We start from the raw sequence: 25,777 nt of genomic DNA, 5'->3' as shown, positions 1-25,777 counted from the left end.
TTGCGCTCCGTTTACTGATGCGTCACAACGATAAGACGCAGGGCATCCAGACGCCAGCCAGCCTGATTCAGGCTTTCCATCACCTGCTGACGGTTGCTTTCAATCGCTGCCAGCTCGTCGTCACGGATGTTCGGGTTGACGGCTTTTAACGCCTCCAGACGGGACAGCTCCGCAGACAGTTTCTCGTCGGCTTCGCTGCGCGCGGCGTCAATCAGCGCTCTGGCCGCATTTTCAATCTGGGTTTCGCCCAGTTGCAGAATGGCGTGCACGTCCTGCTGTACCGCGTTCACCAGCTTGCTGCCCGTATGGCGGTTTACCGCGCTCAACTGTCGGTTGAAACTCTCGAATTCCACCTGTCCCGCCAGGTTCGTGCCGTTTTTGTCCAGCAGCAGGCGGACGGGCGTTGGCGGCAGGAAGCGGGTGAGCTGCAGCTGTTTCGGCGCCTGTGCTTCCACAACGTAGATCAGCTCCACCAGCAGGGTGCCCACCGGCAGCGCCTTGTTTTTCAACAGGGAGATGGTGCTGCTGCCGGTATCGCCGGACAGGATCAGATCCAGCCCGTTGCGGATCAGCGGGTGTTCCCAGGTGATAAACTGGGCATCTTCGCGGGACAGCGCCACATCACGCTCAAAGGTGATGGTACAGCCATCTTCCGGCAGGCCCGGGAAATCCGGAACCAGCATGTGATCGGACGGGGTCAGGACAATCAGGTTCTCGCCGCGATCGTCCTGGTTGATGCCGACGATGTCGAACAGGTTCATGGAGAAGCTTATCAGGCTGGTGTCATCATCTTGCTCTTCAATGCTCTCGGCAAGCGCCTGCGCTTTTTCACCGCCGTTGGAGTGGATCTCCAGCAGGCGGTCGCGGCCCTGCTCCAGCTGCGCTTTCAGCGCATCGTGCTTCTCACGGCAGGACTTGATCAGCTCATCAAACCCTTCCGTGTTTTCCGGCGCGGCCAGGTAGCCGATCAGATCGCCATGCACTTGATCATAAATGGTGCGGCCCGTCGGGCAGGTATGTTCAAACGCGTCCAGACCTTCGTGGAACCAGCGCACCAGCACGGACTGGGCGGTTTTTTCCAGGTAAGGAACGTGGATCTGAATATCATGCGCCTGACCGATACGATCCAGACGGCCAATACGCTGCTCCAGCAGATCCGGGTTAAACGGCAGATCGAACATCACCAGGTTGCTGGCGAACTGGAAGTTACGGCCTTCAGAGCCGATTTCCGAGCACAGCAGAACCTGTGCGCCGCTGTCCTCTTCTCCGAACCACGCCGCGGCGCGGTCGCGCTCGACGATGGACATGCCTTCGTGGAACACGGCGGCACGAATACCTTCGCGCTCGCGCAGGACCTGCTCCAGCTGCAGCGCAGTGGCCGCTTTGGCGCAGATCACCAGCACTTTCTGGGAGCGGTGCGCGGTCAGATAGCCCATCAGCCACTCCACGCGCGGATCGAAGTTCCACCAGGTGCCGGTATCGCCTTCAAATTCCTGGTAGATTTGTTCCGGATAAAGCATGTCGCGGGCGCGCTCTTCCTGAGTTTTGCGCGCACCCATAATGCCGGAGACTTTAATCGCCGTCTGATACTGCGTCGGCAGCGGGAGCTTGATGGTGTGCAGCTCGCGTTTCGGGAAGCCTTTGACGCCGTTACGGGTGTTTCGGAACAGCACGCGACTGGTGCCGTGGCGGTCCATCAGCATGTCGATCAGCTCTTTACGCGCGGATTCCGCGTTATCGCTTTCGCTGTTCGCAGCCTGCAAAAGCGGCTCGATGTCCTGCTCGCCAATCAGATCGCTCAGGGTGTTGAGTTCGTCATTTGACAGACGCTTGCCCGCCAGCAGCATAGCGACGGCATCCGCGACCGGACGGTAGTTATTCTGTTCTTCCACGAACTGCGCAAAATCGTGGAAACGGTTTGGATCGAGCAGGCGCAAGCGGGCGAAGTGGCTTTCCAGACCCAGCTGCTCCGGCGTTGCGGTCAGCAGCAGAACGCCAGGCACGCGCTCGGCAAGCTGCTCGATAGCCATGTATTCGCGGCTCGGCGCGTCTTCACTCCAGACCAGATGGTGCGCTTCGTCAACGACCATAATGTCCCACTCGGCATCGCACAGGTGCTCAAGACGCTGCTTGCTGCGGCGCACGAAATCCAGGGAGCAAATGACCAGCTGCTCGGTTTCAAACGGGTTGTCGGCGTCGTGCTGCGCTTCGGCATAGCGTTCGTCATCGAACAGGGAGAAACGCAGGTTAAAGCGGCGCAGCATCTCAACCAGCCACTGGTGCTGCAGGGTTTCTGGCACCACAATCAGCACGCGTTCGGCAGCGCCGGAAAGCAGCTGTTGATGCAGGATCATGCCCGCTTCGATGGTTTTACCCAGACCCACTTCATCTGCCAGCAGCACGCGCGGCGCGTGGCGACGGCCCACGTCATGGGCGATGTTCAGCTGGTGGGGGATCAGGCTGGTGCGCTGGCCGCGCAGGCCGCTCCACGGCATGCGGTACTGTTCACTCTGGAACTTACGCGCGCGATAGCGCAGGGAGAAGCGATCCATACGGTCGATTTGCCCGGCAAACAGGCGGTCCTGCGGCTTACTGAACACCAGCTTGCTGTCGAGCAGCACTTCGCGCAGGACGACATTGGTCTCGTCGGTGTCCAGACGAGTCCCGATGTAGGCGAGCAGTCCATTCTCTTCTTTTACGTCTTCAATCTTGAGCTGCCAGCCGTCATGGCTGGTCACGGTGTCACCCGGATTAAACATCACGCGGGTTACAGGGGAGTCATTGCGAGCGTACAGACGGTTTTCACCGGTGGCAGGGAAGAGGAGGGTAACCATACGCGTATCGATAGCTACGACGGTTCCTAATCCAAGTTCGCTTTCTGTATCGCTGATCCAGCGTTGACCAAGTGTAAAAGGCATAGTTGTTCGGCTCTAATCTTTAATTGCAGGCAATAGTTCGACCCCCGTCAAAAAAGACGGTCATCGAAAAATGGGTCCGGGAATGGAAAGGGCGCTATGGTACTGGATGGCAGCCATTTCGTCACGCGTCAAAATAGGCCAAGTTGCCCTGTCACTAGTGTAGCAAAATCATCGTCGATGAAGGGCAAAATTCCGTCGGCAACCGGCTGAAGCTGACGCGTCAGATAGTGTTCGTAATCCAGAGGAGAATGCTGATAATCCACGGGTTCCGGGCCGCTAGTGGTCCAGACGTATTTGATGGTTCCCCGGTTTTGATACTGCGGCGCGCGGCCACGGCGTACGTTTTCTTCATCCGCCAGACGCGCGGCGCGTACGTGAGGAGGAACGTTACGCTGGTACTCCGCCAGCGGGCGGCGCAGGCGCTTGCGATATACCAGTTGCGCGTCAAGTTCGCCCGCCATCAGGCTGGCTATCGTCTCACGCACGTAGTCCTGATACGGCTCATTGCGGAACACCCGCAGATAGAGCGTCTGCTGGAACTGCTGCGCCAGCGGCGTCCAGTCGGTGCGCACCGTTTCCAGCCCTTTAAAAACCATCCGCTGCGTGTCGCCTTCCTGAATCAGCCCGGCGTAGCGCTTCTTGCTGCCCTGATCGGTGCCGCGAATGGTGGGCATTAAAAAGCGGGCGAAATGGGTTTCAAATTCCAGCTCCAGCGCGCTGGTTAACCGCTCTTTCTGCAAATGTTCCTGCCACCAGTCGTTCACGAAGGCGACCAGCGCTTTGCCGATTTGCGCGGCGTCGTCTTCTGAATGCGCGCCCTTAAGCCACACAAAGGTGGAGTCCGTGTCGCCGTAGATGACGTCATAGCCCCGGGACTCAATCAGCGCTTTGGTCTGGCGCATGATCTCGTGCCCGCGCATGGTGATCGAGGAGGCCAGACGCGGATCAAAGAAGCGGCAGGCGCTGGTGCCCAGCACGCCGTAAAAGGCGTTCATAATGATTTTCAGCGCCTGAGAAAGGGGTTTGTTACCGTGGTGCTTGGCCTCGTCGCGGCCGTGCCAGATGTTTCCCACGATTTCAGGCAGACAGTGTTTTTCCCGCGAGAAGCGTGCGCCGAGGAAGCCTTCGGTGCTGTGCTCATCATCCGGCTGGGCCATGCCCTCAACCAGCCCGACGGGATCGATCAGGAAGGTGCGGATAATCGACGGGTACAGGCTTTTGTAATCCAGGACCAGAACGGAGTCATACAATCCTGGTCGGGAGTCCATGACGTATCCGCCGGGGCTTGCCTGCGGCGGCACGTCTCCGAGGTTGGGGGCGACGTATCCTGCCCGGTGCATCCGCGGAAAATAGAGGTGGCTAAAGGCGGCAACCGAGCCGCCGTGCCTGTCGACCGCAAGGCCGTTCACCGTCGCGCGCTCCAGCAGGAACGGCATGATCTCGGTTTTGTGGAATATTTGCGTGACCAGCTCGCAGTCTTTCAGGTTATAGGTGGCGAGCGCGGGTTTATCTTCGTTAAAGCGCCGGTCGATCTCGTCCATTCTGTCCCATGGGTTGTCGATGGATTTGCCTTCGCCAAGCAGCTCCTGCGCGACGGCTTCGAGGGAGAATGAAGAGAAGTTCCAGAAGGCGGATTTTAGCGCCTCGATGCCGTCGATAATCAGGCGACCGTTAGCCTGCGCGAAGAAAACGCCGTTCTTAAAACCGTGTTCGCGCCATTCCAGCTCGCTGTTTCCGCGCCCCAGCATCAGCGGGATGCGGTAGCGCTCGGCGTGTTTTTGCAGCACGCGCAGGTCGAACTGCACCACGTTCCAGCCGATCAGAACATCGGGATCGTAGTCGGCAAACCACTGGTTAAGCTTCTCCAGCAGCTGCGGACGGCTGTTGACATACTCAAGCCGGAAATCCAGCGCGGACGCATCGCCATTCGGCGGCCCGAGCATATAGACAACCCGATCGCCGCACCCTTCCAGGCCAATGCAGTACAGCTCGCCGTGGCGGGTGGTTTCGATATCCAGGGAGGCCCACTTCAGCGGCGGGCGATAGTGTGGGTTAGGCTTCAGGCGCGCGTTAACGACGCCGCCGTTTTGTTCGATGCCATCAACCCAGACGGGGGCGGTGATGAACCGCTCCATCAGAAAACGTTCCGGCGGGCGGATATCTGCTTCGTAGAGCGTCACGCCCGCTTCGCGGAGCAGTTTTTCATAGCGCATCAGCTGTCGATGGGCGCGACAATAGAGGCCGTAAACCGGCTGGCGGTGGAAATCTTTCAGCTCAAGCGGGGTGATGCGCCAGCCGTTTTCGCCGCGCAGCAGCTGTTTCACTTTTTCGACGTGGGCTTCAGGAATAAAGGCCACGGATTCCTGCGGGGGCAGCGTAACGTGTAGCGGACCGTTATTGGTTGCCAGCCAGAACGCGACCTCGGTGCCCTGAGGGGTATCCCGCCAGTGTCGGGTTAGTAAAAAGCCTTCTTGCGCCTGCGCCACGCCGTTATCCCAGAAAACAAAACCAGGCCTGATTATAGCCTGGTTAAGGTAGGTTTGCTGGGGTTTTATACAGTGCCTGTTTCGCCGGATGGCGCTGAGCTTATCCGGCCTACAGGTTCCGTAGGCCCGGTAAGCGCAGCGCCACCGGGCAAGGGTTTACTGCCCGTAGTAGGCCTTCGCGCCGTGCTTGCGCAGGTAATGCTTATCCAGCAGGGTTTGCTGCATATCCGGCAGCTGCGGCGCCAGCTGGCGGCAGAAGATCCCCATATAGGCGACCTCTTCCAGCACGATGGCGTTATGCACCGCGTCTTCTGCGTTTTTACCCCAGGCAAACGGGCCGTGGGAGTGCACCAGCACGCCGGGCATCTGCGCCGCGTCGATCCCCTGTTTTTCGAAGGTTTCGACAATCACGTTGCCCGTTTCCCACTCGTACTCACCGTTAATCTCCGCATCGGTCATCAGACGCGTGCAGGGAATGGTGCCGTAAAAGTAGTCCGCGTGGGTGGTGCCGGTCGCCGGGATGGACTGGCCCGCCTGCGCCCAGATGGTCGCATGGCGCGAATGGGTATGCACAATGCCGCCGATGGTCGGGAATGACCGGTAGAGCAGGCGGTGAGTCGGCGTATCGGAGGAGGGTTTTTTCTTACCTTCCACCACTTCGCCGGTCTCGAGGCTGACAACGACCATATCGTCTGCGGTCATTACCGTGTAATCCACGCCGGAAGGCTTAATCACGAACACGCCTTTTTCACGGTCAACGGCGCTGACGTTGCCCCAGGTCAGGGTCACCAGATTATGTTTCGGCAGCGCCAGGTTGGCTTCGAGCACCTGACGTTTGAGATCGTCTAACATAGTTGTCTCCTGCCGGATGGCGCTTCGCTTATCCGGCCTACGGAACCGTAGGCCCGGTAAACGCAGTGCCACCGGGCATTCAGGGCTTAGCGTTTTGAACCGTAATAGACTTCGTTCCAGCGCAGCGCGTCTTTGAAGGCGGGCAGGCGGGTATCGTTATCAATGACGGTCAGCTCGATATCGTGCAGCTCGGCGAACTGACGCATGTCGTTCAGATCCAGCGCGTGGCTGAACACCGTATGGTGCGCGCCGCCGGCCAGGATCCAGGCCTCTGAGGCGGTTGGCAGGTCAGGCTGTGCTTTCCACAGGGCGTTGGCGACCGGCAGTTTCGGCAGGGAGTGCGGCGTTTCAACCGCATCGACGCAGTTCACCAGCAGGCGGAAACGATCGCCCAGATCGATCAGGCTGGCGTTGATGGCCGGGCCCGTACGGGTGTTGAAGATCAGCCGCGCCGGATCGGCTTTACCGCCGATGCCGAGATACTGCACGTCGAGGATCGGTTTCTCTTCGACGGCGATTGTCGGACACACTTCCAGCATGTGGGAGCCGAGCACCAGGTCGTTGCCGTTTTCGAAGTGGTAGGTGTAGTCCTCCATAAAGGAGGTGCCGCCCTGCAGACCGGTCGACATCACCTTCATGATGCGAAGCAGAGCGGCAGTTTTCCAGTCGCCTTCGCCCGCAAAGCCATAGCCCTGCTGCATCAGACGCTGTACCGCCAGGCCCGGCAGCTGTTTCAGGCCGTGGAGGTCTTCAAAGGTGGTGGTAAAGGCGTGGAAGCCGCCCTGTTCCAGGAAGCGCTTCATGCCCAGCTCGATGCGCGCCGCGTCCAGCACGTTCTGGCGCTTGTCGCCGTTGATTTGTGCCGCAGGCGTCAGGCGGTAGCTGCTTTCGTACTCGTCTACCAGCGCGCTCACGTCGCCGTCGCTGATTTCATTCACCACCTGCACCAGGTCGCCCACGGCCCAGGTATTCACGGAGAAGCCGAACTTGATCTGCGCGGCCACTTTGTCGCCGTCGGTGACCGCCACTTCACGCATGTTGTCGCCGAAACGCACCACTTTCAGGTGGCGGGTGTCCTGCTTAGAGACGGCCTGACGCATCCAGGAGCCGATGCGCTGTTGCGCTTTACCATCCTGCCAGTGGCCGGTCACCACCGCGTGCTGCTGACGCATACGCGCGCCGATGAAGCCGAACTCCCGGCCGCCGTGCGCGGTCTGGTTCAGGTTCATAAAGTCCATGTCGATGCTGTCCCACGGCAGTGAGGCGTTGAACTGGGTATGGAACTGCAGCAGCGGTTTGTTGAGGATAGAGAGGCCGTTGATCCACATTTTTGCTGGCGAGAAGGTGTGCAGCCACACCACCAGACCGGCGCATTTATCGTCGTAGTTGGCGTCGCGGCAGATGTGGGTGATTTCGTCCGGCGTGGTGCCCAGCGGTTTCAGCACCAGCTTGCACGGCAGTTTGGCTTCCGCGTTCAGCGCGTTAACGACGTGCTCCGCATGTTTCGTCACCTGCTGCAGCGCTTCCGGTCCGTACAGATGCTGGCTGCCAATCACAAACCACACTTCATAGTTATTAAAAATGGTCATCATCGTGTCCTTAATGGGTCAGGGTTGCCGTAGTGTCCGCGGTGCTTTTGGCCGGGGCGGCGACAGGGAGATAGTGAAGTTCGGCGCTTTTTGCCCATTGCTGGTAGCGCTGATAAAGCTGTTCAAAGCGTTGTGCCTGCTGGACGCGCGGCTGGAGCGTGTTTTCGACGGCGCTCGCCATATGCTGCTGCGCGGTCGGAATGTCGGCGTGAATGCCTGCGGCCACGGCGGCGAAAATCGCCGCGCCCAGCGCGCAGCACTGATCGGAGGCCACAATCTGCAGCGGACGGTTCAGCACGTCGCAGCAGGCCTGCATGATCACCGGGTTTTTACGGGCGATGCCGCCCAGCGCCATCACGTTGTTCACGTCGATGCCCTGCCCGGTGAAGCACTCCATAATGGCGCGGGCACCGAAAGCCGTTGCGGCAATCAGACCGCCGAACAGTGCAGGCGCGTCGGTCGCCAGGTTGAGATCCGCAATCACCCCTTTCAGACGCTGGTTGGCAAACGGCGTGCGGCGGCCGTTAAACCAGTCCAGCACCACCGGCAGGTGTTCGAGAGACGGATTTTTTGCCCAGGCTTCGGTGAGCTGCGGCAGAAGCTGCTTTTTGCTCTCGGCTATCTGGGTTTTCAGTTCAGGATGCGCCGCCGCCAGCTGGTCCAGCGGCCAGCCGAGCACGCGGCCAAACCAGGCGTAGATATCGCCAAACGCGGACTGACCGGCTTCGAGGCCGATGAAGTCCGGCACCACGCTGCCGTCCACCTGGCCGCAGATGCCTTTCACCGCGCGGTCGCCGACGGTGGCTTTATCCGCCGTCAGGATGTCGCAGGTGGAGGTGCCGATAACTTTGACCAGCGTGTTTGGCTGCGCGCCCGCGCCCACGGCGCCCATATGGCAGTCAAAGGCGCCGCCGGAGATGGCCACGTTTTGCGGAAGCCCCAGGCGTTTTGCCCACTCTTCGCACAGCGTGCCGACCGGAATATCGGCGGTGAAGGTGTCGGTAAACAGCGGGTATGTCAGGCTCTTGTTGAGGATCGGGTCGAGTTCATCGAAGAACGCGGCCGGAGGCAGGCCGCCCCAGCTTTCATGCCACAGGGATTTATGCCCGGCGCTGCAGCGACCGCGGCGGATGTCCTGCGGGCGCGTGGTCCCGGAGAGCAGGGCAGGCACCCAGTCGCACAGCTCAACCCATGACGCCGCAGCCTGTGCGACGGAGGCGTCGGCACGGGTGACGTGGAGGATCTTGGCCCAGAACCATTCGCTGGAATAAATCCCGCCGATATAGCGTGAGTAGTCTGTTTTGCCCGGCTGATGGCACAGCCGCGTGATGGCTTCGGCTTCTTCCACGGCGGTGTGGTCTTTCCACAATACGAACATGGCGTTCGGGTTGTCGGCAAACTCCGGGCGCAGCGCCAGCACGCGGCCTTCGGCATCCACAGGGGCTGGCGTGGAGCCGGTGCTGTCGACGCCAATCCCGACAATCTCAGCCTGCTGGGCATCAGTCAGTTCAGCCAGGACGGTTTTGATCGCCGCTTCCATCGACTCGATATAGTCACGCGGGTGGTGGCGGAACTGGTTGTTTGGCGCATCGCAGTAGCGCCCCTCTTGCCAGCGCGGGTACCACTCAACGCTGGTTGCTATCTCCTGGCCGGACGTACAGTCCACTGCCAGCGCGCGAACTGAATCGCTGCCAAAATCGAGGCCAATCGCAATTGCCATGGTGTTGCTCCATCGAAAAAACAGGTATGGAAGAACATTAGAGACTGGGGACAAAAGTCGTCAGGCAGGATCCGCTAATCTTATGGACTAAATTGCTGTTACAACGGAAAGTGTGACGCCGTGCAAATATTCAATGTGGACATTTCTGCCGCACTTATAGACACTTTTGTTACTGGTTATCTACCTGCTGTGGCGGAGAAATCAGGGGGAAAGGCTGAAACATGGCGGACGTAAAAGCGGCGTGATGCTTTTTGGATCTTTTCGCTGGCCATTTTTAACCTGCTTTTAGTGATATGGACAATTGGTTTCCTTCAGGACCCTTGGGAGAACTGAATCTATGGCCGAAACGCAAAACGATCCCCTGCTGCCGGGATACTCGTTTAACGCGCACCTTGTGGCGGGACTGACCCCTATCGAGGCTGAGGGATATCTCGACTTTTACGTCGACCGACCGCTCGGAATGAAAGGGTATATCCTCAACCTGACCGTGCGGGGGGAAGGGATCATCAAGAACGGCGACCAGCAGTTTGTCTGCCGCCCCGGCGATATCCTGCTGTTCCCGCCGGGGGAGATCCACCACTATGGCCGTCATCCGGATGCCAAAGAGTGGTATCACCAGTGGGTCTACTTCCGTCCGCGCGCCTACTGGCAGGAGTGGCTTTCCTGGCCAGCTATTTTTGCGCACACCGGTTTTTATCGCCCGGATGAGGTTCATCTGGCGCAGTTTCGCGAGCTGTTCGCGCAGATTATCGAGGCGGGACAGGCCGGTGGTCGTTACGCTGAGCTGCTGGCCATTAACCTGCTCGAGCAGCTGCTGCTGCGACGAATGGAGGCGATTAACGAGTCGCTTAACCCGCCGCTGGATAACCGCGTCCGCGACGCCTGCCAGTACATCAGCGACCACCTGGCCGATAGCCAGTTTGATATCGCCAGCGTTGCCCAGCACGTCTGCCTGTCGCCGTCGCGGCTGTCGCATCTGTTCCGCCAGCAGCTGGGCGTCAGCGTATTGAGCTGGCGCGAGGATCAGCGCATCAGCCAGGCGAAACTTCTGCTCAGCACCACCCGGATGCCGATCGCCACCGTGGGGCGCAACGTGGGCTTTGAGGATCAGCTCTATTTCTCCCGGGTATTTAAAAAATGTACCGGTGCCAGCCCGAGCGAATTCCGTGCGGGATGTGAATAAACGGTAAACATTCAGGTGAACTTCAGGAGCATCTTGTAAACTATTCAGACAATTGATGCCTTGACGCGGTGCGGGGCGCTAAGCAGAATCGCTGATTCGTTTTCTGACCGGAATAGTTATGCAGGCATTGCTGGAACACTTTATTACCCAGTCCGTTATGTACTCGCTCATCGCCGTGGCGCTGGTGGCGTTTCTGGAATCGCTGGCGCTGGTTGGGCTGATCCTGCCCGGCACCGTCATGATGGCCGGGCTTGGGGCGCTGATTGGCAGCGGAGAGGTTAATTTCTGGCAGGCGTGGCTGGCCGGGATTATCGGCTGCCTGCTGGGCGACTGGATCTCCTTCTGGCTGGGCTGGCGCTTTAAGAAGCCGCTGCACCGCTGGTCGTTCATGAAAAAGAACAAAGCCCTGCTGGATAAAACCGAGCATGCGCTGCATCAGCACAGCATGTTTACTATCCTCGTCGGCCGCTTTGTCGGACCAACGCGTCCGCTGGTGCCGATGGTGGCGGGAATGCTGGATCTGCCCGTCGCGAAATTCGTGGTGCCGAACATTATCGGCTGCGTCTTCTGGCCGCCGTTCTACTTCCTGCCGGGGATCCTCGCGGGTGCTGCGATTGATATTCCTGACGGTATGCAAAGCGGTGAGTTTAAGTGGCTGCTGCTGGGCACGGCTGTGCTGCTGTGGCTGGCGGCATGGCTCTGCTGGCGGCTGTGGCGCAGCGCGAAAGCGAATATCGATCGCCTGACGCGCTACCTCCCGCGTACTCGCCTGCTCTGGCTGGCCCCGCTGACGCTGGGTGTGGCCGTGGTAGCCCTGGTCGCGCTGATTCGTCACCCGCTGATGCCGGTATACGGCGAGATTTTATTAAAAGTGGTCAGCCGTTAAGGACTTTTTTCCCTCTCCCCGTGGGCTGAGGGTTCCCCAGTAATTTTTTAAACTGGAAGAGATTATATTTTCATCAGTAAAATGAATGGCTTACAGCGATATCTTGGTCCGGCTGTAAATCGCTGAGGCGTTTCCTGTAGGCCGGGGCGAGGCGCATGGATGCGCCGAGAGGGCGGGCTTTACAGGGATGTTACCTCCGCCCGTACCCGATAAGCCGGAAGGAATAAGCCGAAGGCACCGCGTAGCGGCGATTTACCGCCGGGAGCCCGGGTTGCCAGGGTGGTGGCGACTGAGCCACCCTGGCACGTTCACCGGTTATGGCGTTACAGAGTAGCAAGAAAATTGAAGTGAACGGAAATACCACCTTAGCCGTATGTTCCCCTCACCCTAACCCTCTGTACGGTCTGGGGACATGGTAGACAGGTGTTCGGGGACATGGTGAACACTTTTTAACATCCTTTACCCATGGTGATCGACTTTTTCCTCAGGTCGATCACCCCCACTTTCGTGCTGTACCACCACACCTCGTAGCTGCCGTCTTCCCGCATCTCCTTCAGCCCGACCCGTTCTCCCCTGAACGCCTTGCCTGCGCTCAGACTTACCCCTTTCACGCTCAGCTTTCCGCTGATATCCACCTTCCTGACCATCACGCCCTCGTCGTATTCCGGGGGCGTTGTGTTGCCGCTGTACTGCCGCGCTGACGGCTGATACCGCGAGCCCGGTACCGCCATATCCAGCGCCTCGTGCGGGCGTTCAAGGTTGTACACCGTGCGCCAGTGGTCGAAGGCGCGCTGCAGCTCACCGCTGTCTGCGAACCATTTTCCCTGCAGCACTTCCGCCTTCAGGCTGCGGTGAAAACGCTCCAGCTTGCCCTGCGTCTGCGGATGATAAGGCCGGGAGTGCCCCACCCGGATACCGTGGCGCATCAGCCACAGCTCCAGCGCCGTCCAGGTGCCGGTGGTATCGCCCCACGGTGAGCCGTTATCCATCGTCATCCGGTCCGGCAGGCCGTAACGCTCAAACACGCTGACAAGCTGCTGCTGCACGGTCTCGCGCCGTTCATCAGTACAGTGCGCCAGGCACAGGGAAAAACGGGAGTGGTCGTCCAGCAGGGTGAGCGGATGGCAGCGGCCGCCGCCAAAGGGAAAGTGGCCCTTAAAATCCATCTGCCAGAGGCGGTTCGGCGCATCATGTTCGAACCGTCCCGTGGGGGAAATACCCGGTGAAGCGCCCGGCAGCAGGCCATGGCGGGCCATCAGGTTATGGACGGTGCTGAAGGCGGGCATGCGGTGCCCCCGGTCCTCGAGCCAGCGCTTTATCTTGCGGGCTCCCCAGCGTTCATGGCGGTCATGTGCCATGCGCAGCAGGGCGGTGATGTCGTCAGATGAGCGGTTCGGGGAATGGTGCGGTATACGGGGCCGGTCCTGAAGGCCGGCGGCACCTTTCTCCGCCCAGCGGCGAAGCCACTTGTAGGCGGTGGCAGGTGAAATGCCGTAGTGACGGCAGAGGGAACGGATGTTCGCCCCGTCCTGCGAGGCGAACAAAACAAACTCGGTACGTAATGACATGGTATCTCTCGCATCCCAGGGCATAAGCGACTCCATAAACGGGTTCTTATGCCTTAGTTGTAAGTGTCTACCATGTCCCCGAACAAGTGTTCACTATGTCCCCGGACCGTACACCCTCTCCCCGGAGGGGCGAGGGGATTGTTCACTGCTCGCTTTAATTTGTGGGGAACCCTCAGCCCCGTGGGAGAGGGCATCAGACCGCACGAATGCCCAACAGCGAAGACGCCCCCGCTTTACCACTCAGCAGTTCTTCTGTACGTCCATCCCACAAAATACGCCCTTCGGCAATCACCACCGATCGCGGCGCGATGCGGGCGGCATCTTCGATACTGTGCGACACCATCAGCATCGTCAGCTGCTGGCGCTGACAGACGTCCTGCACCAGCGCTAGCATCTCCTGACGCAGTGCGGGATCGAGCGCCGAGAACGGCTCATCCAGCAGCAGGATTGGCTGCTCGCGCACCAGACAACGCGCCAGCGCCACGCGCTGACGCTGGCCGCCGGAAAGCTCGCCTGGCAGCCTGTCGATGAATTCAGCGATCCCCATCTGTGCGGCGATAATCTCCAGCTTCTGGCGCTGGGCATCGTTCAGCCTGAGTCCCGGATGCATTCCCAGCGCGATGTTTTGCCGCACCGTCAGGTGGGTAAACAGGTTGTTTTCCTGAAACAGCATTGAGACCGGACGTTTTGCGGGCGGCGTGTAGGTATGATCGTGATTTTCAATGACGATCGCGCCGCTTGCTGGCTGCAGAAAACCCGCAATCAAGTTAAGCAGCGTGCTTTTTCCCGCGCCGCTTGGGCCAAGTACGGCGATCATCTCCCCCTGGCGCACGGAGAGTGTGAAGCGCATCGGCAGATGCTGGTAAAGCCAGGTTACATCAGTCAGTTTTAACATCACGCCCCGGAAGTTTTTCGATAGCGGTAAATAAGGCAAAGCACAGCAGAAGCAGTAACAGCGCGGTGACCGCGCCGTCCTGACTGCGATAAGAGCCGATTTGCTGATAGAGCCAGTATGGCAGCGTGCGGAAATCGTCATTGCCAAAGAGAGCCACCACGCCAAAATCCCCAATCGACAGCACGCAGGCAAACGCCAGCGCCTGCGCCAGCGGGCGTTTTAGCGCGCGCAGTTCGACCACCTTCAGCCGCTGCCAGCCCTGCATGCCCAGCGACTGGCACAGCAAACCGTAGCGGCTGTTGACGTCGCGCATCGGGTTTTCCAGCACTTTGAGCGCGTAGGGAATGGCCATCAGAGCGTTAGTGAAAATCACAATGCCGTCGGCGCTTTGCGGCAGACCGATGGTGCTGTTGAACAGTAAAAAGAAGCCCGTCGCCAGCACGATGCCCGGCATCGCCAGAATCAGCATGCCCGTCAGCTCCAGCGCCTGTCCGGCCTTTTGGGCCCGCCGGGCATAGAGTTCACGGCTGCTCCACAGCAGCATCATGGTCAGCATGACGCACAGTAACCCAGCCGCCAGGGCGATACGCAGCGAGGTCCAGGTGGCCTGCCAGAGCACGGGCTGTTGCAGGACGGATATGAGATTGCGGTTCAGTCCGTCAACGATAACGGCCATCAGCGGCGGCAGCAGCAGCAGGAGCGCCAGCGCAATCAGGATAAAATCGGTGACGCGGCTGTGCAGGCTGTCCTGCGGATCGCGCCAGCCGGTTATTTGATTGCTGCCCGCGGGAATGGCTTTACTCAGCCGCTGGCTCAGCAGCACCAGCGCAAGACAGCACGCCATCTGCACCATCGCCAGCAGCGCGGCGCGACCGGGATCGTAGTCGTAACTTAGCGCCTGGTAAATCGCCAGCTCAATGGTGGTGGCCTGCGGCCCGCCGCCGAGCGACAGCACGGTGGCAAAGCTGGCAAAGCAGAGCATGAAGATTAACGCCGCGACGGGGGGAAGCTGGCGGCGCAGCCACGGCCATTCGACGAAGCGGAAGAATGACCAGCCGCGCATGCCGAGCTGGGCGGCAACCTGACGCTGTTCGCCGGGAATGTTTTCCAGCGCCTGCAAGAAGAGGCGCGTTGCCATCGGCATATTGAAAAAGACGTGCGCCAGCAGAATGCCCTGCAGGCCGTAGGGAGAGAATGACCATTCCAGACCAAACAGGCCGAACAGCGTAGCCAGCCAGCCCTGGCGGCCGTAGACACTCAGAATACCAAATACCGCCACCAGCACGGGCAGGATCAGCGTCATGGCGCACAGGCGCAGCAGTGCCAGCCTGCCGGGGAAACGCCGACGATACAGGGCGCGCGCAAGAAAAATGGCCGGGATCGCCGACAGCAGGGCAGAAAGAAACGCCTGCCAGAAGGAGAACCGGATCACGTGCCAGAGATAGCTGTCGTGCCAGAGGGCGAGCAGGTCACTCTCTGGCGCGTTGAACCACAGTGCAAGAAAAGCCCCCAGGCTGACCACTACCATCACTATGGCGGCGAGCAGCCCGGGAAGTAACCAGCCGGGAATCAACGGCTGACGGCGCGTTGCCATTCACTTACCCATGCTGCACGCTGCGCGGCGACCTGCTGCGGCGTAAACTCCAGCGAGGTGTTTGGTTTGGTCAGCTGCTCGAAACCTGCGGGCAGGGTAACGTTAGTGACCGGATACATCCAGTTGCCTGCGGGAATCGCATTCTGGAACGCCGGTGAAACCATGAACTTCAGGAACTTCTCGGCCAGCTCCGGCTGTTTGCTGGTGGCGGTACGCGCGGCGACTTCCACCTGCATATAGTGCCCTTCAGCAAAATTAGCGGCAGCATAGTTATCTTTCTTCTCGGCGATAATGTGGTAGGCCGGAGAGGTGGTGTAGCTCAGCACCAGATCGCTTTCGCCTTTCAGGAACAGGCCATAGGCTTCGCTCCAGCCCTTGGTCACGGTGACGGTTTTGGCGGCCAGCTTCTGCCACGCTTCCGGCGCTTTATCCCCGTAGACCTTCTGCATCCACAGCAGCAGGCCCAGGCCCGGCGTGCTGGTACGCGGATCTTCATAAATCACGCGCCATTTCTGGTCACTTTCCACCAGCTCTTTCAGGCTCTTCGGCGGGTTTTTCAGCTTGTTTTTGTCATACACGAACGCAAAGTAGCCGTAGTCGAACGGCACAAAGGTGTCGTTTTTCCAGCCGCCCGGCACGTTAACGGCATCTGCCGCAACGCCGCTTTTGGCAAACAGTTTGGTTTGCGAGGCGGCTTCCAGCAGGTTGTTATCCAGCCCGAGTACCACGTCGGCCTTGCTGTTTTTCCCTTCCATGCGCAGACGATTGAGCAGAGAAACGCCATCTTCCAGCGCCACGAACTTCAGCTCGCAGTTACAGTCCGCTTCGAAGGCTTTTTTGACCACCGGGCCAGGGCCCCAGTCGGCAGAGAAGGAGTCATAGGTGTAGACCGTCAGGACGGGCTTCGCAAAAGCAGGCAGCGCAAACAGCGCCAGCAGGGGGAGAACTTTTTTTAACACTTTGCACCTCAAAGTTGAGTGGCAAAGGATTTTGAGCGACAGCCTCAAATCCCTTCGCCGGCGTTATCCGGATCAGGTTCGACGGGTATTATCTCAGCGCACATCTGTGATGCAGCACCCCGTTGAGAACGGCGCTATTGTAATGATTTGGTGAATATTACGGAAGCGTTATGGCTCCGGCGGCGCAAACCAGGCGGATTTAAAATCAAACCAGCCCAGGGTATTCATCCGCAGGCCGCGCATGCTGCGCTGGCCCTGGATCATCAGCCAGTGGTGGATCAACGGCACGATCGCCTGCTCGCCCAGCAGTTGCTGGCACCACGCCGCAAGATTCATTTCGCCCGCGCGCCACTGGGCGGCGTCCTGCTGCCAGTCACGGTCGATACAGTGCTGGATGAGAGGCACTTCATACAGATGCGAGAAAAGGGAAAAATCGAGCGGCAGGGTAAAGTTGGCGCTGTTGAGCCAGATATCACTGGCGATCTCACCCTGATGCCATTCGTCATAGTCCACTTCTCTGACGTCTAACGTGACCCCCTCGGCTGCCAGCAGTCGGGTCATGATTCTGGCGATAAAACGATGCTCCACGTGCTCGCGGTAGTAGGTCAGGGTGATGGACTCCAGCCCGGCGGGTTTGTCGCAGTGCACCGGGCGGGCGTGGTGCCAGCGCGGAAGCAGGCCGTACGCCGGGAACCAGTATGTCTGGTACTGCTCTTCCGCATGGTAGATCAGATTGGAAGGGGACAAAACGTGGCTGACCCACTTGCGCACGGCCTGATTTGCCCCACGGTGGGTGCGGCGGTCAAAGAGGAGATAGTAACATCCCTCTTCCAGGCGACTCTCTACGGCTTTTTCTCCCGTGGTGGGGCCTTCCAGCGTCAGCCCGCAGCTCAGGTCTTCATTGAGATCCGGTAATACCCACACGTTCACTTCGTCGATCAGCGCCCGATAGCCAAAGTAGTCGTCGAACGCGCGGATTTTCAGCTGGTTGCTGTTATTGCGGGAGACGGAGTAGGGCCCGGTGCCAATCGGCTGGCTGGCAAAGTTGTTCAACGATTCCCACTCGCCGGGCAAAATCATCGACGGCACATAGCCCAGCAGCCAGGGAAGCCACTTATCCTGCTGCGACAGCTCGATATCCAGCGTCCAGGCCGTGGGGGAGTGGACGCGGGAGATATGGGAGTAGAGCGGGAGCTTGCGGACGCGTTCCAGAGAGGCGATGACGTCGTGCATTTCCAGCTCGCGGCCGTGGTGAAAGTGGATGCCGGGGCGTAAGAAGAAGCGCCAGTGAAGCGGGGAAACCTGCTGCCAGTGGTGCGCGATATCTGCTTCCAGTTCCCCGTTTTCCTCATTTATCCGCGTCAGGCCGCTGAAGATTTGCCGGGCCATGTGGGTTTCAGAGCGGCGTAAGGCCGTGCCTGGCAACAGATTTTTCATTGGGCGATAGTAGAGCACCCGCAGGATGTGTCGGCCCTGACGAAAGCTGCGCCCGAGATGGGAAACCAGCATCTGGCGCACGGCGGCCTTGTCGCCCACCAACTGGACCAGCTGATCGATGCGGTCCTGCTCCAGCAGGTCTTCCGCGCGCTGCTGCTGCAACGCCAGCCCGGTATAGAGAAAGGTCAGTCGCGAGCGTTTGCCGCGTCCCGCCTCCGCTTCCCAGCTTAACCAACCCTGCTGCTGCATGGTGTTGAGCAGCGTGCGCATATGGCGGCGGGAACAGCTAAGCAGGTCCGCCAGCTCGTTGAGCGTGGTCTCCTGCGATTGCCCCTCGCAGCACTGCCAGAGGCGGATAAACTGTTGTTGCAGACGACCGGAAGGCATAAAAGGGGAACTCCTGACAAAAAACCAGCAATTTATTTATCCCTATATTAGGCCAATAATTCTCCTCGATGAAGCGAGGAGGTAAATTATGAAGAGGTCTACCGCACGTCAGTTTTATCAGCAGTACTTTTCAGCGACGAAGGGATCGTCCTGGCTGGCCCGCCAGTGTGCCGAGCAACGGCTGAAAATGTTAGAAGAACTGATGCAGTGGGACGTTACGGAACCGGCCTCTTCCCGCTGACTCGCCTCGATCATGTGTGACTGAGTATTGGTGCTTATCACCCGCCAGCAAAATGTTTTTGCTGGCTTTTTTCGTTTACTATTCACCCAATTTCGATTCGCTTTCACAAGGACTTGCGCATGCTGTGGTTGATGACGATGGGGCGACGCCTGAACGGCGTATATGCCGCTTTTATGCTGGTGGCCTTTATGATGGGCGTGGCGGGGGCGCTGCAGGCACCGACGCTGAGCCTGTTTCTCAGCCGCGAGGTGGGGGCACAGCCGTTTTGGGTCGGCCTGTTTTATACCGTCAACGCCATTGCCGGGATCCTGGTCAGCCTCGCGCTGGCGAAACGATCGGACAGCCAGGGCGATCGCCGCAGGCTGATCCTCTTTTGCTGCGCCATGGCCGTGGGCAACGCGCTGCTCTTTGCCTTTAACCGCCATTACCTGACGCTCATTACCTGCGGCGTGCTGCTGGCGTCGCTGGCGAACACCGCCATGCCGCAGCTGTTCGCGCTGGCCCGTGAATACGCGGATAACTCGGCGCGGGAAGTGGTGATGTTCAGCTCGGTGATGCGTGCCCAGCTCTCGCTGGCGTGGGTCATTGGCCCGCCGCTGGCCTTCATGCTGGCGTTGAACTACGGCTTTACCGCCATGTTCTCCATCGCCGCCGGGATTTTTGTCATCAGCCTGGTATTGATTGCCTTCGCGCTGCCGTCCGTGGCGCGCGTCGAACAGGCGACGGATAAACCTGTCACCCAGGTGAGCGGCTGGCAGGACAAAAACGTCCGCATGCTGTTTATTGCCTCCACGCTGATGTGGACCTGCAACACCATGTACATCATCGATATGCCGCTGTGGATCAGCAGCGATCTGGGTTTACCGGACAAACTCGCGGGGATCTTAATGGGGACCGCTGCCGGTCTGGAAATTCCGGCGATGATTCTGGCGGGTTACTACGTTAAGCGCTTTGGAAAGCGTCGGATGATGATCGTCGCCGTGGCGGCCGGGGTGCTGTTCTACGCGGGGCTGATCCTTTTCCATTCGCGTGAAGCGTTGCTGGCGCTGCAGCTGTTTAACGCCGTGTTTATCGGGATTGTTGCCGGGATCGGCATGCTCTGGTTTCAGGATCTCATGCCCGGTCGTGCCGGCTCGGCGACCACGCTTTTTACCAACAGTATTTCAACCGGAGTGATTCTGGCAGGCGTCATTCAGGGGGCGCTGGCGCAAAGCTATGGGCATGGCTCAGTTTACTGGATGATTGCCGCGATTTCGGTGGTTACGCTTGGGCTGACCTGCCGGGTTAAGGATGTCTGATTCTGGAAGGCGGCTTCACGAAATGAAACGACTTTCTGACAGGTACCTGGAAGGAGAATAGAGTGCGTGGCGGGTGCTTGAGGCTGTTTGCCTCAGGCTTTCGCAAGAGGCAAACAGTGGAGAGTCCCACATCAAAAAAACTGATGGGGAGACCAACTTCACAACCAACATTGCGAGGTTAGTCTCTTCATTGCCGAAAAGCAATAAGGAGGCTGGAATGCCAAAACGTACTCTGCTGTTAGGTTTGTTTCTGATCTGTACGACGCTGTTGATCTTCACCTGGATGGTGCGCGACTCGCTGTGCGAGCTGCACTTCAGACAGGAGAAAACAGAGCTGGCGGCAGTGTTGGCTTACGAAGCAAAACGTTAGCGGTATTGGCGGGGGAAATTTCCTCGCCTCTCCAGAGTGGTTGAGCCTCAACGCACCCTTATCAATGGCCCGCTTTTTGCGGGCCATTGCCTTTAGCCCATAAACGCAGGCTGTTTTTTCTCGTACGCTGAGATGGCGTCTTCGTGCTGGAGCGTCAAACCAATGCTGTCCAGACCGTTCAGCATGCAGTGACGGCGGAAGGCATCGATGCTGAAGCTGTAGGTCTTATCCCCGGCTTTCACCACTTCGGCTTCCAGATCCACTTCAAACGAAATGCCCGGATTCGCCTTAACCAGCGCGAACAATTCATCGACCTGTTCATCGCTCAGCGTCACCGGCAGCAGCTGGTTGTTGAAGCTGTTACCGTAGAAGATATCCGCGAAGCTTGGGGCAATGACCACTTTAAAGCCGTAGTCGGTGAGCGCCCACGGCGCGTGTTCACGGGATGAGCCGCAGCCAAAGTTTTCCCGCGCCAGCAAAATGGAGGCGCCTTTGTATTCCGGGAAGTTCAGAACGAATTCCGGATTAGGCACTTCGCCCTTATCGTCCAGGAATCGCCAGTCGTTAAACAGATGTGCGCCAAAACCGGTACGCGTCACCTTCTGCAGAAACTGTTTCGGAATAATAGCGTCAGTATCGACGTTGGCGGCGTCCAGCGGGACAACACGGCCCGTATGTTGGGTAAATTTCTCTGCCATGATTGTCTCCTTATTTCAGGCTGCGAATATCGGCGAAATGGCCGGTGACTGCCGCAGCGGCGGCCATTGCCGGACTGACCAGATGGGTGCGCCCACCGCGGCCCTGACGGCCTTCAAAGTTACGGTTGCTGGTAGAGGCGCAGCGCTCACCCGGATTCAGGCGATCGTTGTTCATGGCCAGACACATGGAGCAGCCAGGCAGGCGCCACTCGAAGCCCGCTTCGATAAAGATCTTATCCAGACCTTCGGCTTCCGCCTGGGCTTTCACCGGACCGGAGCCAGGAACCACCAGCGCCTGCACGCCCGGTGCCACTTTGCGGCCTTTGGCAATCTCGGCGGCGGCACGCAAATCTTCGATACGGGAGTTGGTGCAGGAACCGATAAAGACCTTATCAATGGTTACGTCGGTCAACGGCACGCCGGGTTTCAGCCCCATATAGGCCAGCGCTTTTTCCGCACTGGCGCGCTCGACCGGATCGGCGAAGGAGGCCGGATCGGGAATGGCGTCGTTGACGGAAATCACCTGACCCGGGTTGGTGCCCCAGGTCACCTGAGGCGCAATCTCTTCAGCCTGCAGCGTGACAACGGTATCAAACGTTGCCCCATCGTCGGTTTTCAGGGTTTTCCAGTACGCGACCGCGTCGTCAAAATTCTGACCTTTCGGCGCGTGCAGACGACCCTTCACATAGTTAAAGGTGGTGTCGTCCGGCGCGACCAGACCGGCTTTTGCGCCCATCTCAATGGCCATATTGCACAGGGTCATGCGTCCCTCCATGCTCAGCGCCTGGATGGCTTCACCGCAGAATTCAACAACATGACCGGTGCCGCCCGCGCTGCCGGTTTTACCGATGATGGCCAGCACGATGTCTTTTGCGGTAATACCCGGTGCGGCTTTACCCTTCACTTCAATCTTCATGGTTTTGGCGCGGCCCTGTTTCAGGGTCTGCGTTGCCAGCACATGTTCCACTTCAGACGTGCCGATACCGAACGCCAGCGCGCCAAACGCGCCGTGGGTCGCGGTATGGGAGTCACCGCAGACGATGGTCATGCCCGGCAGGGTGATCCCTTGCTCAGGCCCCATCACGTGGACGATGCCCTGATACGGATGGTTCAGGTCGTACAGCTCAACGCCAAACTCGTTGCAGTTCTTAATCAGCTCCTGCATCTGGATACGCGCCATCTCACCCGAGGCATTAATGTCTTTGGTCTGGGTGGATACGTTGTGATCCATCGTCGCGAAGGTTTTACCCGGCTGACGTACCGGACGCTTGTGCGCGCGCAGGCCGTCAAATGCCTGAGGAGAGGTCACTTCGTGCACCAGATGACGATCAATGTACAGCAGCGGGGTTTCGTTTGGTGCCTCGTAAACAACGTGCGCATCAAACAACTTTTCATATAACGTCTTAGCCATGATTACACCCCTTCAGCGACATAGCGGGCAATAATGTCGCCCATTTCATCGGTACTGACTGCCGCCGTGCCGCGAGCTAAATCGCCGGTACGGACGCCTTCTTCTAACGCCCGGTTAATGGCGTTCTCAATTGCGGTTGCCGCATCGCCTGCATCCAGGCTGTAGCGCAGCAGCAGGGCCAGGGAGAGGATCTGCGCAATCGGGTTGGCAATGTTCTTGCCTGCGATATCCGGCGCGGAGCCGCCCGCAGGCTCGTACAGGCCAAAGCCTTCTTCATTCAGGCTTGCGGAGGGCAGCATGCCCATGGAGCCTGTGATCATCGCGCACTCGTCAGAGAGGATATCGCCGAACAGGTTGGAGCACAGCAGCACGTCAAACTGGGACGGATCCTTAATCAGCTGCATGGTCGCGTTGTCGATGTACATGTGCGACAGCGCGACGTCCGGGTACTGCTTAGCCACTTCACTGACGATCTCGCGCCACAAAATGGAAGACTGCAGCACGTTCGCTTTATCAATGGAGGTCACTTTATGGCGGCGTTTGCGTGCCGACTCGAACGCGATGTGGGCGATACGTTCGATTTCGAAACGGTGATACACCTCGGTGTCGAACGCTTTCTCGTGTTGTCCGCTGCCTTCGCGCCCTTTTGGCTGACCGAAATAGATCCCGCCGGTCAGTTCACGCACGCACAGAATGTCGAAACCGTTGGCGGCGATATCCGCGCGCAGCGGGCAGAACTCTTCCAGACCCTGATACAGCTTCGCCGGACGCAGGTTGCTGAACAGCTTGAAATGTTTACGCAGCGGCAGCAGCGCGCCGCGCTCTGGCTGCTCTGCCGGCGGCAGGTGTTCCCATTTCGGGCCACCGACGGAACCAAACAGCACGGCATCGGCATTTTCGCAGCCTTCCACGGTCGCTTTCGGCAGTGGCGTACCGTGGTTATCAATCGCAATACCGCCCACGTCGTAGTGGCTGGTAGTGATTTTCATCGCAAAACGCGCACGAACGGCTTCCAGTACTTTCAGCGCCTGTGCCATCACTTCCGGACCAATACCGTCGCCCGGTAACACAGCAATATGGTAATTCTTCGACATTACACGGTTTCCTTGTTGTTCTCTTTATTCTGAGCTTTGCGTTGCAACTCTTTTTCGACTTCGGCGGCGCGCCAGATGTTGTTCAGAACGTGCACCATCGCTTTCGCGGAGGATTCAACGATATCGGTCGCCAGGCCCACGCCATGGAAGCGGCGGCCATTGTGGGTAACAACAATGTCGACCTGACCCAGTGCATCTTTGCCGTGGCCCTTGGCCGTCAGGTCATACTTCACCAGCTCAACGTCGTACTCGGTGACGCGGTTAATCGCCTGGTAGATGGCATCGACAGGGCCGTTACCGTTCGCGGCCTCTGCTTTAATTTCATCACCGCAGGCCAGTTTGACCGAGGCGGTGGCGATGTTGCTGGAGCCGGACTGCACGTTGAAGTAATCCAGACGGAAGTGCTCTGGCTCTTCCTGCTGCTTGTTAATAAAGGCCAGCGCTTCCAGGTCATAGTCGAACACCTGACCTTTTTTGTCGGCCAGCTTCAGGAATGCGTCGTACAGCTGATCCATGTTGTAATCGCTGTCCTTGTAACCCATCTCTTCCATACGGTGCTTAACCGCCGCGCGGCCGGAACGGGAGGTCAGGTTCAGCTGCACCTGATTCAGGCCGATAGATTCCGGGGTCATGATTTCGTAGTTTTCGCGGTTCTTCAGGACGCCATCCTGGTGAATACCGGAGGAGTGTGCGAAGGCGCCAGTGCCGACAATCGCTTTGTTAGCCGGAATGGGCATGTTGCAAATCTGGCTGACGGTCTGGCTGGTGCGCCAGATTTCGTTGTGATTGATGCGGGTGTGCACGTCCATGATGTCTTTGCGCACTTTGATCGCCATGATCACTTCTTCCAGCGAACAGTTGCCCGCGCGTTCGCCGATACCGTTCATCGCGCCTTCAACCTGACGCGCCCCGGCGTGGACGGCGGCGATGGCATTGCCCACGGCCAGACCCAAGTCATCGTGGGTGTGGACGGAGATAATTGCCTTATCAATATTCGGTACGCGGTCATACAGGCCGGTGATGATGTTAGAGAACTCAAACGGCATGGTGTAGCCGACGGTGTCCGGGATGTTAATGGTTTTCGCGCCCGCGTTGATGGCGGCTTCCACAACGCGCGCCAGGTCTTCGATTGGCGTACGGCCCGCATCTTCACAGGAGAATTCAACGTCATCGGTATAGTTGCGTGCGCGCTTAACCATATAGACTGCGCGCTCAATCACCTCATCCAGCGTGCTGCGCAGCTTGGTTGCGATGTGCATAGGCGAGGTCGCAATAAAGGTGTGGATACGGAACGCTTCGGCGACTTTCAATGACTCGGCGGCAACGTCGATGTCTTTCTCTACGCAGCGCGCCAGGGCACACACGCGGCTGTTTTTAATGGTGCGAGCGATAGTCTGGACGGATTCGAAATCACCCGGAGACGAGACCGGGAAACCGACCTCCATCACGTCGACACCCATACGTTCGAGAGCCAGCGCGATCTGCAGTTTCTCTTTTACACTCAGGCTTGCCTGCAATGCCTGTTCACCGTCACGTAAAGTAGTATCGAAAATAATGACTTGCTGGCTCATGGGTTAGGTCCTTGTCAGTCTTAGGGCGCCTTGCTACGAGCATAAAAAAACCCGCGCAGTGGCGCGGGTTTTTAGTCTTACTGGTGACGATTCAACGCTGAATTTCGCCCGCCAGTCTACCGCGCACAGTGAATGCGTTTAGTAGTAGTAGACCGGTGAAACGAATGGTGCGAATCATGAATCGTGCTCCGTTAAATTCAATATGCTTTTAGTGGTACTGGATACGGCCGTTCATGTCAACCCCTGACGATGAAAACGGACCCGACAGACGGAATCTACCGGGTATTCACTTTAGCTAATTGTGCTGGTTTTAGCTTTCGCGACCCGACTAATTGTCTAATTTTGGACTTAAGAAAAGAGTTGCAGAAATAAATAAATATAATTGTTTAAAATGAGTGAAATGTACTGAAGAGGAGGCCTTCTGATTAAAAGGTTTTGATATCATTAAGTTATAAATGCTGTGAATCTATTCCATAATGCTAAAAAGCGAACAGAGATAACAGGTTGTTAACTAACTGTAGGGCGATAGCAATAACAGTTTAATAATACTTAAGTCATCATTAACCTGATGCCAATTGTATATTTGTTTGGTTTATGGTTTCATTCAAATCCTAAAGTCA

The 25,777-nt window shown here is 58.4% G+C and carries 20 protein-coding genes and 1 riboswitch; of the genes, 5 read left to right on the top strand and 15 right to left on the bottom strand.

What is annotated here, in order from left to right; genetic code table 11:
• Nucleotides 1–11: 11 nt before the first annotated feature.
• The 5 genes from rapA to araB form a co-directional block, all read right to left on the bottom strand.
• Complete coding sequence (gene rapA / locus NQ230_RS19690) at nucleotides 12–2,918, bottom strand: RNA polymerase-associated protein RapA (protein ID WP_257258763.1); 2,907 nt, start codon at nucleotides 2,916–2,918, stop codon at nucleotides 12–14.
• Between the two features lie 128 nt (nucleotides 2,919–3,046).
• On the bottom strand, nucleotides 3,047–5,404 hold the full coding sequence (gene polB, locus NQ230_RS19685; protein WP_213821456.1) for a DNA polymerase II: 2,358 nt from the start codon (nucleotides 5,402–5,404) through the stop codon (nucleotides 3,047–3,049).
• A gap of 156 nt (nucleotides 5,405–5,560) precedes the next feature.
• Nucleotides 5,561–6,256 (bottom strand): L-ribulose-5-phosphate 4-epimerase, encoded by a 696-nt coding sequence (araD, locus tag NQ230_RS19680; RefSeq protein WP_039260840.1) that lies wholly within the window; start codon nucleotides 6,254–6,256, stop codon nucleotides 5,561–5,563.
• A gap of 86 nt (nucleotides 6,257–6,342) precedes the next feature.
• Nucleotides 6,343–7,845: an L-arabinose isomerase gene (gene araA, locus NQ230_RS19675; RefSeq protein ID WP_023310371.1), complete on the bottom strand. Its 1,503-nt coding sequence runs from the start codon at nucleotides 7,843–7,845 to the stop codon at nucleotides 6,343–6,345.
• 10 nt (nucleotides 7,846–7,855) lie between these two features.
• Complete coding sequence (gene araB / locus NQ230_RS19670) at nucleotides 7,856–9,565, bottom strand: ribulokinase (protein WP_257258760.1); 1,710 nt, start codon at nucleotides 9,563–9,565, stop codon at nucleotides 7,856–7,858.
• A gap of 337 nt (nucleotides 9,566–9,902) precedes the next feature.
• On the opposite strand from araB, the gene araC reads away from it, so the two are divergent.
• Together araC and NQ230_RS19660 are read left to right on the top strand one after the other, a co-directional pair.
• Nucleotides 9,903–10,748: an arabinose operon transcriptional regulator AraC gene (gene araC / locus NQ230_RS19665; RefSeq protein WP_023310373.1), complete on the top strand. Its 846-nt coding sequence runs from the start codon at nucleotides 9,903–9,905 to the stop codon at nucleotides 10,746–10,748.
• Nucleotides 10,749–10,866: 118 nt separating this feature from the next.
• Nucleotides 10,867–11,634, top strand: a complete 768-nt coding sequence (locus NQ230_RS19660; protein WP_121425004.1) for a DedA family protein — start codon at nucleotides 10,867–10,869, stop codon at nucleotides 11,632–11,634.
• Between the two features lie 449 nt (nucleotides 11,635–12,083).
• Here NQ230_RS19660 and NQ230_RS19655 read toward each other — a convergent pair whose 3' ends face one another.
• The 5 genes from NQ230_RS19655 to sgrR form a co-directional block, all read right to left on the bottom strand.
• Nucleotides 12,084–13,226: an IS481 family transposase gene (locus NQ230_RS19655; RefSeq protein ID WP_442778909.1), complete on the bottom strand. Its 1,143-nt coding sequence runs from the start codon at nucleotides 13,224–13,226 to the stop codon at nucleotides 12,084–12,086.
• Nucleotides 13,227–13,395: 169 nt separating this feature from the next.
• The gene (gene thiQ, locus NQ230_RS19650; RefSeq protein WP_193941231.1) at nucleotides 13,396–14,097 is read right to left on the bottom strand and encodes a thiamine ABC transporter ATP-binding protein ThiQ; all 702 of its coding nucleotides are present in this window, start codon (nucleotides 14,095–14,097) and stop codon (nucleotides 13,396–13,398) included.
• Complete coding sequence (gene thiP / locus NQ230_RS19645) at nucleotides 14,081–15,691, bottom strand: thiamine/thiamine pyrophosphate ABC transporter permease ThiP (RefSeq protein ID WP_257258758.1); 1,611 nt, start codon at nucleotides 15,689–15,691, stop codon at nucleotides 14,081–14,083. The genes thiQ and thiP overlap by 17 nt, the downstream gene beginning before the upstream one ends.
• Nucleotides 15,667–16,650, bottom strand: coding sequence for a thiamine ABC transporter substrate binding subunit (thiB, locus tag NQ230_RS19640; RefSeq protein ID WP_257258757.1), 984 nt, complete (start codon nucleotides 16,648–16,650; stop codon nucleotides 15,667–15,669). Before thiB ends, thiP begins: the two co-directional genes overlap by 25 nt.
• A gap of 31 nt (nucleotides 16,651–16,681) precedes the next feature.
• Nucleotides 16,682–16,782: riboswitch (TPP riboswitch) on the bottom strand.
• Nucleotides 16,783–16,818: 36 nt separating this feature from the next.
• Entirely contained in the window at nucleotides 16,819–18,474 is a 1,656-nt protein-coding gene (sgrR, locus tag NQ230_RS19635; protein ID WP_257258755.1) for an HTH-type transcriptional regulator SgrR, read from the bottom strand.
• Nucleotides 18,475–18,562: 88 nt separating this feature from the next.
• On the opposite strand from sgrR, the gene sgrT reads away from it, so the two are divergent.
• From sgrT to NQ230_RS19620, 3 genes are all read left to right on the top strand, one after another.
• On the top strand, nucleotides 18,563–18,715 hold the full coding sequence (gene sgrT, locus NQ230_RS19630; protein WP_159515505.1) for a glucose uptake inhibitor SgrT: 153 nt from the start codon (nucleotides 18,563–18,565) through the stop codon (nucleotides 18,713–18,715).
• Nucleotides 18,716–18,834: 119 nt separating this feature from the next.
• Nucleotides 18,835–20,013, top strand: a complete 1,179-nt coding sequence (locus NQ230_RS19625; RefSeq protein ID WP_159515506.1) for a sugar efflux transporter — start codon at nucleotides 18,835–18,837, stop codon at nucleotides 20,011–20,013.
• Nucleotides 20,014–20,230: 217 nt separating this feature from the next.
• Complete coding sequence (locus NQ230_RS19620) at nucleotides 20,231–20,383, top strand: Hok/Gef family protein (protein ID WP_010427008.1); 153 nt, start codon at nucleotides 20,231–20,233, stop codon at nucleotides 20,381–20,383.
• A 92-nt stretch (nucleotides 20,384–20,475) separates the two neighbouring features.
• Here NQ230_RS19620 and leuD read toward each other — a convergent pair whose 3' ends face one another.
• The 5 genes from leuD to leuL form a co-directional block, all read right to left on the bottom strand.
• Nucleotides 20,476–21,081 carry a 3-isopropylmalate dehydratase small subunit gene (gene leuD / locus NQ230_RS19615; RefSeq protein ID WP_159515507.1) on the bottom strand — a complete coding sequence of 202 codons (606 nt, stop codon included), beginning with the start codon at nucleotides 21,079–21,081 and terminating at the stop codon, nucleotides 20,476–20,478.
• A gap of 10 nt (nucleotides 21,082–21,091) precedes the next feature.
• On the bottom strand, nucleotides 21,092–22,492 hold the full coding sequence (gene leuC, locus NQ230_RS19610; protein ID WP_121425012.1) for a 3-isopropylmalate dehydratase large subunit: 1,401 nt from the start codon (nucleotides 22,490–22,492) through the stop codon (nucleotides 21,092–21,094).
• 2 nt (nucleotides 22,493–22,494) lie between these two features.
• On the bottom strand, nucleotides 22,495–23,586 hold the full coding sequence (gene leuB / locus NQ230_RS19605) for a 3-isopropylmalate dehydrogenase (protein ID WP_023310385.1): 1,092 nt from the start codon (nucleotides 23,584–23,586) through the stop codon (nucleotides 22,495–22,497).
• Entirely contained in the window at nucleotides 23,586–25,157 is a 1,572-nt protein-coding gene (gene leuA / locus NQ230_RS19600) for a 2-isopropylmalate synthase (protein WP_024907451.1), read from the bottom strand. Before leuA ends, leuB begins: the two co-directional genes overlap by 1 nt.
• 91 nt (nucleotides 25,158–25,248) lie before the next feature.
• Complete coding sequence (gene leuL / locus NQ230_RS23015) at nucleotides 25,249–25,335, bottom strand: leu operon leader peptide (RefSeq protein WP_071787438.1); 87 nt, start codon at nucleotides 25,333–25,335, stop codon at nucleotides 25,249–25,251.
• Nucleotides 25,336–25,777 lie beyond the last annotated feature (442 nt).

It is taken from the genome of Enterobacter asburiae (genome assembly GCF_024599655.1).
Classification (GTDB): Bacteria; Pseudomonadota; Gammaproteobacteria; order Enterobacterales; family Enterobacteriaceae; genus Enterobacter; species Enterobacter asburiae_D.
The sequence above is the reverse complement of the archived record's forward strand: the minus strand, read 5'-3'. Positions and strand labels throughout refer to the sequence as shown.

Excerpts from the sequence above, each read along its gene's own strand:
- sgrR (WP_257258755.1), bottom strand. The coding sequence starts at position 18,474 with ATGCCTTCCGGTCGTCTGCAACAACAGTTTATCCGCCTCTGGCAGTGC.
- araC (WP_023310373.1), top strand. The coding sequence starts at position 9,903 with ATGGCCGAAACGCAAAACGATCCCCTGCTGCCGGGATACTCGTTTAAC.
- leuC (WP_121425012.1), bottom strand. The coding sequence starts at position 22,492 with ATGGCTAAGACGTTATATGAAAAGTTGTTTGATGCGCACGTTGTTTAC.
- thiQ (WP_193941231.1), bottom strand. The coding sequence starts at position 14,097 with ATGTTAAAACTGACTGATGTAACCTGGCTTTACCAGCATCTGCCGATG.
- araD (WP_039260840.1), bottom strand. The coding sequence starts at position 6,256 with ATGTTAGACGATCTCAAACGTCAGGTGCTCGAAGCCAACCTGGCGCTG.
- leuL (WP_071787438.1), bottom strand. The coding sequence starts at position 25,335 with ATGATTCGCACCATTCGTTTCACCGGTCTACTACTACTAAACGCATTC.
- NQ230_RS19660 (WP_121425004.1), top strand. The coding sequence starts at position 10,867 with ATGCAGGCATTGCTGGAACACTTTATTACCCAGTCCGTTATGTACTCG.
- thiP (WP_257258758.1), bottom strand. The coding sequence starts at position 15,691 with ATGGCAACGCGCCGTCAGCCGTTGATTCCCGGCTGGTTACTTCCCGGG.
- NQ230_RS19625 (WP_159515506.1), top strand. The coding sequence starts at position 18,835 with ATGCTGTGGTTGATGACGATGGGGCGACGCCTGAACGGCGTATATGCC.
- araA (WP_023310371.1), bottom strand. The coding sequence starts at position 7,845 with ATGACCATTTTTAATAACTATGAAGTGTGGTTTGTGATTGGCAGCCAG.
- leuA (WP_024907451.1), bottom strand. The coding sequence starts at position 25,157 with ATGAGCCAGCAAGTCATTATTTTCGATACTACTTTACGTGACGGTGAA.
- leuD (WP_159515507.1), bottom strand. The coding sequence starts at position 21,081 with ATGGCAGAGAAATTTACCCAACATACGGGCCGTGTTGTCCCGCTGGAC.
- NQ230_RS19620 (WP_010427008.1), top strand. The coding sequence starts at position 20,231 with ATGCCAAAACGTACTCTGCTGTTAGGTTTGTTTCTGATCTGTACGACG.
- leuB (WP_023310385.1), bottom strand. The coding sequence starts at position 23,586 with ATGTCGAAGAATTACCATATTGCTGTGTTACCGGGCGACGGTATTGGT.
- sgrT (WP_159515505.1), top strand. The coding sequence starts at position 18,563 with ATGAAGAGGTCTACCGCACGTCAGTTTTATCAGCAGTACTTTTCAGCG.
- NQ230_RS19655 (WP_442778909.1), bottom strand. The coding sequence starts at position 13,226 with ATGCCCTGGGATGCGAGAGATACCATGTCATTACGTACCGAGTTTGTT.
- araB (WP_257258760.1), bottom strand. The coding sequence starts at position 9,565 with ATGGCAATTGCGATTGGCCTCGATTTTGGCAGCGATTCAGTTCGCGCG.
- rapA (WP_257258763.1), bottom strand. The coding sequence starts at position 2,918 with ATGCCTTTTACACTTGGTCAACGCTGGATCAGCGATACAGAAAGCGAA.